The organism is Woodsholea maritima DSM 17123 (genome assembly GCF_000382325.1).
GTDB classification, from domain to species: Bacteria; Pseudomonadota; Alphaproteobacteria; order Caulobacterales; family Maricaulaceae; genus Woodsholea; species Woodsholea maritima.
Genome location: NZ_KB908059.1, coordinates 364,111 through 371,673, shown reverse-complemented (window position 1 = coordinate 371,673; position 7,563 = coordinate 364,111). Strand labels below are relative to the sequence as shown.

The 7,563-nt window shown below is 57.6% G+C and carries 6 protein-coding genes; 2 read left to right on the top strand and 4 right to left on the bottom strand.

The features are described 5' to 3' along the window. Positions 1 to 1,201, bottom strand: a 1,201-nt coding sequence (locus H151_RS0112045; protein WP_019961579.1) for an IS1182 family transposase, incomplete at its 3' end; no start/stop codon positions are given. Positions 1,202 to 2,037: 836 nt separating this feature from the next. Here H151_RS0112045 and H151_RS0112040 point away from each other — a divergent pair. Both H151_RS0112040 and H151_RS0112035 read left to right on the top strand, forming a co-directional pair. Next, positions 2,038 to 3,417, top strand: coding sequence for a mechanosensitive ion channel family protein (locus H151_RS0112040; protein ID WP_019961920.1), 1,380 nt, complete (start codon positions 2,038 to 2,040; stop codon positions 3,415 to 3,417). Between the two features lie 76 nt (positions 3,418 to 3,493). Beyond that, positions 3,494 to 4,213, top strand: coding sequence for a hypothetical protein (locus H151_RS0112035; RefSeq protein ID WP_019961919.1), 720 nt, complete (start codon positions 3,494 to 3,496; stop codon positions 4,211 to 4,213). Between the two features lie 49 nt (positions 4,214 to 4,262). Here the strand turns inward: H151_RS0112035 and rnd are convergent, their stop codons facing one another. The 3 genes from rnd to H151_RS16345 are packed head-to-tail and all read right to left on the bottom strand — an operon-like array spanning position 4,263 to position 7,559. Beyond that, the gene (gene rnd, locus H151_RS0112030; RefSeq protein WP_019961918.1) at positions 4,263 to 5,417 is read right to left on the bottom strand and encodes a ribonuclease D; all 1,155 of its coding nucleotides are present in this window, start codon (positions 5,415 to 5,417) and stop codon (positions 4,263 to 4,265) included. 52 nt (positions 5,418 to 5,469) lie between these two features. Then, positions 5,470 to 6,768, bottom strand: coding sequence for an MFS transporter (locus H151_RS0112025; protein WP_019961917.1), 1,299 nt, complete (start codon positions 6,766 to 6,768; stop codon positions 5,470 to 5,472). Next, positions 6,765 to 7,559, bottom strand: coding sequence for a lysophospholipid acyltransferase family protein (locus tag H151_RS16345; protein ID WP_019961916.1), 795 nt, complete (start codon positions 7,557 to 7,559; stop codon positions 6,765 to 6,767). The genes H151_RS0112025 and H151_RS16345 overlap by 4 nt, the downstream gene beginning before the upstream one ends. Positions 7,560 to 7,563 lie beyond the last annotated feature (4 nt).

The following is a 7,563-nucleotide window of genomic DNA, read 5'->3' as shown; positions in this document are numbered from 1 at the left end:
CCTTTCGGCGTTTGTAGATAGCCTTGCCCCAGGGCGTCAGGCGATGGGCATCGGTCCGCTCGCGGGCGTCCTGCCAGACATGGCGGGTCAGGGTCCGTTCCGCTTTCGCATTGGAGGTACAAGAGGCCAGAAGCGGGCAGGTTCTGCAAATGGCCGGATCGGAGCGGTAGTGCTTGTAGCCGTTGCGATCCGTAGTCGCATAGGTCAGCAACTGGCCTTGCGGGCAGCGATAGCCGTCGGCCTGCTCCTCATAGGTGAAGGTTGACTTGCGCATCATGCCAGACTTCGGCGGGGCTGGCCTGCGGTAACCGGTCACCCCCAGAATGTCCCGCTCCTCCAGCCCCTTGGCGATGCCCGCTGTGGCGTAGCCCGCATCAAGCCCAACCGCCTTCACGTTGAAGTCGAAGCGCTGGCGCTGGCGATCCAGCCGGGAGAGATAAACGATGCTGTCATGCACATTGGCCGGTGTGGCAAAGGTGTCCGTGACGATCCCCAGCCGACCGTCCACCGTGCGGTGATCGAGATAGAAGAAGCCCTTGGGCTTGCCCTCGCGCACCATGTAGCCGCTGTCGGGATCGGTGCAGCTGACCTTGGTCTCCTTCACTTGCGGCTCCCGGACCTTCTCCTTCAGCGGCTTCTGGCCGTGCAGATTGCGCTCCGCCTCGATGGCCTTGTCCAGATCCGCCCAATAGTCGACACGGGACTTCTCGATCTGGGCCAGATCGTATTTGCCCTTGTTGGCATTCGCCTTCAGATGCGTGGAATCCGTATAGAGCACCGTGCCGTCGACAAGCTTGTGGGTGATCGCCTGGCTCACGATATGGTCGAAGATGTCCTGGGCCACGCTCGCGTCGTTGTAACGCCGCCGCCGGTTCTGGCTCAGCGTCGAGGCATCGAACACCTTGTCGCTCAGATTCAGCCGCAGGAACCACCGATAAGCCACGTTGACTTCTATCTCTCGAACCAGCTGGCGCTCCGAGCGGATGCCAAACAGATAACCGATGAACAAAGCCTTGAACATCAGCGTCGGATCCAGCGGCGGACGGCCATTGTCGGGGCAGTAAAGTCCCGCAACGCGATCATGGATGAACGAAAAGTCGATCACCGCGTCGATCTTGCGAAGCAAGTGATCGCTGGGAACCAAACTCTCGAGACTGACCAGCTCAAAAGCGGTCTGCTGGGGGGAGGGTTTCTTCAACATGAAACCAATGAATCAAAAACCCCCGGCAAAGGCCAGGGGTTTGTCAGCAGTCTGCGGCCCCGGATTAAATCCGGGGCCTTTTTTGTTTTGAATTCAGCCTGTCATCCCGGACTTGATCCGGGATCTATGAACCTTGATGGTTACTTCAACAGATACCGGCTCTTCGCTATTGCTGGGCCGGGATGACAGTTTACGCTCTAATAGAGCATTGTCCTCCCCTGCAAGGCGGGGGAGGTGGCCCGATAGGACCGGAGGGGGCGTTTTTCTTAGACAAATCCTCGCTTCACTGGGGGCGGACGCTTTTTATTTGTCCTATCGCCTGTCGGCTACTTGAGGACATTCGCGCTTGCGACCCTTCGGGGTCGATGGACCCCGGATCAAGTCCGGGGCCGCGTTTCTTGTTATTATGTCCTCGCTGCGCTGCGGGCGGACGGTCGTCCTTGCGACCCTTCGGGCCGACTTTGTCATCCCCGACTTGATCGGGGATCTATGAACCTTGATGGTTACTTCAACAGATACCGGATCTCACTGTCGTTCGTCCGGGATGACAGTATGAGAACATGTGCAGCATAACCTTCTTGGCTTCCATGCCCCCTCAGTCAGCTTCGCTGACAGCTCCCCCGTAAACAGGGGAGCGCACTCTTCCTCAGTCATGCCAGACTTGATCTGGCATCCATGCCGTGAGCGTGCCGTATATTTTACGCATCGAGACCTAGGTTCAAACCTTCCGACATGGCCCCCGCTCAAGTCCGGGGCGACAGGCATGCCCCTCACTTACCCACTAGAGGGGCGCGCAAAATCAGACTAAGCTCACGGCGAAGCTTAGGATTTATCTGATGACCACGCCAACCGATCCCAATGCGGGCTCTGCTCTGGACGAGCTTATTCCCCTGGATACTTTGGAGGAGCAGGCGCTGAGCCTGGCCCATCAGATTTTTGAGGCCATGTTTACCGTTAATAATGCGGTTCAGCTGTGCCTGATTTTTGGGGCGTTGATCCCGGCGGTGGTCTTTGGGCCTAAGCTACGCACCTTCATCTATAATCGCACCAATATGGTCAATCAGACCGGGGTGATCCGTCGTCTGGCGTCGGCCGGTTTCGCCTTGGCGACCCCTGTGGCCTTGCTGGCCTTTTTGGCCGGTATTCGTGTGGTGATGGGCAGCCTTGATCAAGCCCATCACTTTTTAGATGCCGCGATCAGTCTGATGACGGCCTGGCTGATCATTCGCGCCGTGACCTTGGTGATCCGGTCTAAATTCTGGTCGAATGTCGCCTTTTATATCGCTTGGCCGGTTGCGGCGCTGGATGTCTTTGGCCTGCTGGATGATGTGATCTTCCAGCTGCAAACCCTGGCCATTCCTTTGGGACAAACGCCTGATGGTGAGGCGGTTGATCTCAGCCTGTTTGATGTCCTGCGCACGATTATCTATTTCGGTGTTCTGTTCTGGGCGGCCTCCTTTGCCGGGCGCGCGATTGATCGCCAGCTGGAACATACCGAGGAATTGTCCCCGGCCTTCCGCGCCATGATTTCCAAGGTTCTGGGCGTCTTGTTGCCCGTGGTCGCATTGTTAATCGCCTTGCAGATGACGGGCTTCAATCTGGCGACTTTGGCGATTTTCTCCGGTGCGGTTGGTATCGGGGTGGGGCTGGGCCTTCAAAAAACCGTGGCGAACTTTGCCGCGGGTTTCACCTTGCTGGCCGATAAATCCATTAAGCCCGGCGATACCATTGAAGTGGGTGGTGTTTTTGGCTGGGTCACGGAAATGAAGTCGCGCTATGTCGCGGTGCGCACCCGGGATGGCACTGAAATGCTGATCCCGAACGAGCAATTCATCGCCGAGGGTGTCACCAATTGGTCCCATTCGGATAAGCAAGTGCGTCTGCATGCTCCCTTTGGCGTGGCGTATAATACCCGTGATTTGCGCGCGGTGCAGGCCATCGCCATTGAGGCTGCTTTAAGTGTCAAGCGTGTGTACAAAGATAAAACCCCGGTCTGCAATTTGATGGGGTTTGGCGATAGCTCGGTCGATTTTGATCTGCGCTTCTGGATTACCGATCCCGAAGCCGGTCAGGCCAATGTGCGCAGTGATGTATATCTGGCGATCTGGGATGGCTTGCATGAGGCGGGAATAGAGATCCCTTTCCCGCAAATGGATATTTATGTCAAAGCCTTACCGCGCAATGGGGCGGAAATTGTTGCTCCGCCTTCAGAATAAAGTTTGAAGCCGAAGAAACCTTTTTCGTCATCTGGCGTTGTTCTTATGAAGATCAATCTGGGTGAGGAGGGCGATCGTGTCGGCATTCTTTCGGGCAATTTTTGTCATTATTTTACTGATCGTGATTGGGGTTGGGCTTTTATATGCCTTTCACTACGCACGTATTAATGGCTGGTTTTCAAAAGCCGAAGAGATCAACACTACCCCGGTTATTGAAGGGCTAGAGCGCGGCGCGCGTGAAGCGGGTGATGCGCTCTCTCATGGTCTGGAAGAAACCGGTGAAGCCTTGTCACGGGGTGTGGATGAATTACGCGATGGCGATCATGACTATGACCGACACGAGGATGTCGATCTGCGTGATCATCAATGGTTGGTGGGGGCCAATGATAGCGTGCTGAGCCGTGACTTCCTGGAAGTTTGTGCCCCAGTTTCGAATGAAGGCTATGACCGCGGTCATCGTGTTTTGATCGATGTAAATATCGGGTCCTATGGGGACAGTGATTTGCCGATCACCTTGGCCCCAGGTGCGCCTTATGTCGCGTTTGCGGTTGGCGAGGCGGATCGTAACCATGGTGAGGTTTCGACCTGGTATGGCGCTTTGGATAGCCGGATGGAGATGACGACGGGGGCTTCGGTCATCATTATTAGCGCCATGGAGGCGGCCTTTTATGGCGAGCGTTTTGAGCTGGAAGACGGTGAGGTTCACGATCAGCAAGGCCCCGGCGATGTCGCCCGGTTTGAAGTGCCCTGCCGCAGCCCACAAGATGGTATCGAGATCCTACAACGCGCTTATTAGTCCCCGGTAGGTGCGTCGAAAAAGCCCCGCTTTATAAGCGGGGCTTATTTTATTCCAGTTCGACGGCCTCGACCTGGCCCTTTTCGAGGACCAGTGCCAGCTCCCCGCGCTTTAAACGCAGCGCAGGTTCGCCAAATAATTTCCGCCGCCAGCCGGTCATGGCCTGGATATCGGCATTATCATCGGCGGCCAGTTTTTCCAGATCCGGCACGGTTGCGATCAGGCGCGGGGCCACATCGGCCTGTTCGGCCACCACGCGCAGATAGACTTTCAACATCTCAATCACCGGGCCCAGATTATTGGGCGGGGGCAGCGATTTTTCCACTTGCGGCGCATAGGCTTTGGGATCGGCCAAAGCCTCTTTCATCATCGCGACCAAACGCTCTGCCGGTTTGGAGCGTTCAAAGCCCTTGGGCACGGCGCGAAGACCGCTGAGCGCCTCCAGGCTTTGCGGGGCGGCATGGGCCAGTTCGTAAAGGCCATCATCTTTGATGATGCGGTTGCGCGGGATGTCACGGTTTTGCGCTTCGCTTTCACGCCAGGCCGCAGCGGCCTTCAAGGCGGCGAGCCAACGCGGTGAGGTTTTGCGCAATTTCAGCCGCTTCCAGGCGTCTTCGGGCTGCATCTCATAGGTGGCGGGCGTGGTCAGCACGCGCATTTCCTCGACCAGCCATTCGCTGCGATTTTTCTTGTCGAGATCGGCGCGCAGACCGGGATAGAGATCACGCAAATGCGTCACATCATTGAGCGCATAGCCCAGCTGGCCCTGGCTTAAGGGTCGGCGCGACCAGTCGGTAAAGCGCGGGCCTTTATCCAGATCGAGATCCAAGCGCGCACGCACCAGATTGTCATACGAGATGCTATCGCCAAGACCCACGGCCATGGCGGCAATCTGGGTGTCGAACAGTGGCTTGGGGATTACGCCCCCGCCCAGATGATAGAAAATCTCTAAATCCTGGCGACAGGCGTGGAAAACCTTCATCACCTTTTCATCGCGCAACAGTGCAAAGAAGGGGGCGAGGTCGATCCCGTTGGCCATCGGGTCGATCAACACTTCGGTTTCGCCCCCGGCGGCTTGAATCAAGCACAATTGCGGCCAGAAGGTGCTCTCGCGCATAAATTCGGTATCAATGGCAACGAAGTCTTCTTGCGAGAGCTTCGCACAGGCCTCACGCAAGGCCTCGGTCGTTGTGATAAAATCCATGGAATCCGATTTACTCGCACTGAAGCGATTTGGCGAGAGCACATGAAGATGATTACTGCAATTTCCCCGACTGAATGGGCGTGTGACGCAAGCTCATGCGCCACGCCATGAAAAGCGCCACCGCTAAACTGCCCAGGGCGATGAAGCCGAAGGCGCCTTGCAACGGCAGATGGGCGAGGTTGAGCCCGGCGAGCACGAATTGGCCCAGACTGGCCGAAGCGGCGTAGAGAATACTGCCTGCGGCGAGCAGGCGCGCGCGTTTTTCCGGATCAGCGCGGCGTTGAGCCATGGCTTGTAAGGGCACCACATAAAGCCCGGTGCAGATCGCGGCCATAGCCAGATCAAAGGTGATGCGCCAATGGGCCGGATCGGTGAAGAAGGCTTTGGCCCCAATGAGCGTTTCGCCAGCACTTTGCCCCCAGCCGGTGATCATAATGTCCAGCGGGAAGGCGATCAGGCCCACCGCACCAATCAAGGACAACAAAAGGCTATCTTCATGACGCGCCAGCGCGCCGCAAATGATCGCGCCCAGGGCGGCACATACGGTGAAAAGCGCGCTGAAAACCAACACCACAGTCTCATCCGCGCCCAGGACTTCAGCGCAATAGAGCGGCAAAAGGGTCACGATGGCTGCGGCCAGCATCCAGAACCAGGCCACCCCTAACAAGGCGCGAAACACGGGCTTGGCCTGATAGGCAAAGCGCAATTGGCGTGCGGTTTCACCGATAATATTCCAGCGGACTTTCAAGCTGGGATCACTGACGGGCAGCGGCGCGCCCGCGCGTATCGAAGCCCAGCCCAGCACGCCAACTAGGATCAAAATCGCGCCAATGATCAGCGGGCCTTGATCTTGACGCACCAGGCCGGTGCCCAGACCCGCGCCAATCAAAATCGCCATATTGACCGCGCCGCTCATCATTGCATTGCCGCGGATGAGGGCTCTACCCTGGAGCAGGCTGGGCATAGCCGCAGAGCGGGCGGGAATGAAGAAGGCCGATTGTACGCCCATGGCAAATAATGTCCCCAGCAACAGCCAGGCAGAATTGAGCCAGAAGGCGAGGGCGGCGAGCGTCATCAAGACAATCTCGGCCAGTTTGGTGATGCGTAAAATCGCCATGCGGTCCCAACGGTCGGCCACCTGGCCGGCCACGGCGGAGAAGAGGAAGATCGGCAAGGTCAGGGCGGTGGCCGCGATGGGCACCATGACCTGGCGATCTAGGTCCAAAATGGTCAGGCCTTCAAAAGTTGCCAGCGTCACCAGGGCATAGCGAAACAGATTATCGTTCAGCGCGCCCAGGGTTTGCGCGCCCAATAGGGGCGCAAACCGGCGCAGGGGAAAGGATGAACTCATGCCCAATCTCCTTCGATCAGGGGGCGTGATGGGCGCGTCTGGTCTTGGCGTAAATGACCATAGTGACGGGCATAGCGGGTTTGGCCAAGGCCTTCTTCGATCAAGGCGCGGGTGCGCGTTTCAATGCGGGTTTCCAGCTCAGCCATGAAGCTGTCTTTATCCAGGCCCGGCGCGATGGGGTCTAAAAACTCAACGACGACTTTACCGGGATATTTGGTCCAGCTTTGCTGGGGCCAGGCCAGGCCTAAATTGGTCGCTACAGGCACGCAAGGCCGGTTCAGCGCCTGATAGAGATGCCAGATGCCCTTGCGATAGCGATGGCTTTCCCCCACGGCGGACAGATGCCCTTCCGGATAGATCAGCAAATGGCGCTCTTCACGGGCAAAGCGGGTGATGGCATCATCCATCGTGGCGCGGGCATGATCGCCGCCGCAATTATTGACGACCACTGCGCCCAGCTTGCGCAGGATATGGCCAATCAAGGGGATGCGGGCCAGATGATCGCCGCAGACAAAGCCCAAATCAGGGATCAGCGCGCTCATTACATAGCCATCGCCCCAGCTTTGATGCTTGGCTCCGATCAGCGCCGGGCCTTGGGGTAGATGGGCCTGGCCGCGCACTTCGATCTGGATGCCGCCGAACACTCGCATCACGCCCACCATGGTCAAGCTGTAGGCCTGAATGAGGCGCGAGAGCAGCCAGCGACCGGGCAGCAGCGCAGCGATGAAGCACATCAGCGCATAAACAATCGAGACACTATAATAGGCCAGTTGAAACAGGATCGCACGCATGGGG